This window comes from Oceanospirillum linum, assembly GCF_001995095.2.
GTDB classification, from domain to species: Bacteria; Pseudomonadota; Gammaproteobacteria; order Pseudomonadales; family Halomonadaceae; genus Oceanospirillum; species Oceanospirillum linum.
Window position 1 is genome coordinate 1 of the sequence record NZ_MTSD02000040.1, and the last position, 609, is coordinate 609.

At 49.4% G+C, this 609-nt stretch carries 1 protein-coding gene; it reads left to right on the plus strand.

What is annotated here, in order from left to right; genetic code table 11:
• Positions 1 to 609, plus strand: a 609-nt coding sequence (locus BTA35_RS16520; RefSeq protein ID WP_274378441.1) for a sigma-70 factor domain-containing protein, incomplete at both ends; no start/stop codon positions are given.

A 609-nucleotide genomic window follows, 5' to 3' on the forward strand; every position in this document is an offset into this window, starting at 1 on the left:
AGATATCATCCGTATGATCAATGACATGGGTATATCGGTTTCAGAAGAAGCGCCGGATGCCGAGACGCTATTGATGACCGACGGTGACTCTTCCTCAGATGAAGATGTGACTGATGAAGCCGTGACTGCCTTGGCCGCCGTTGAGTCTGATATTGGTCGCACCACTGACCCTGTGCGTCTGTATATGCGTGAGATGGGCACGGTTGAGCTACTGACTCGTGAAGGTGAGATCGTCATTGCCAAGCGCATTGAGGAAGGCTTGCGCCAAGTCATGCACTCTGTGTCTTATCTACCCGGTGCAGTGAGCCTTGTTCTTTCAGCATACGATAACACTCAGACCGAAGAGGGGCGCTTAAGTGAGCTTCTAATCGGTTACATCGACCCGGATGACAATAGCATTCCTGATGAGGTTGAAGTCGACGTTATCATTACCGACGATGACGATGATGATGATGACGACGATGACGATGAAGAAGAGGGTGATGACAAAGAGGAAGAAGAAGGCGACGGTGACCCAGATCCAGAAGAGGCTCGCATTCGCTTCACTCAACTTCGTGAGTTAAATGATAAAGCTATAGCAGTCTTAGCCAAGCATGGCAAAGACAGTAA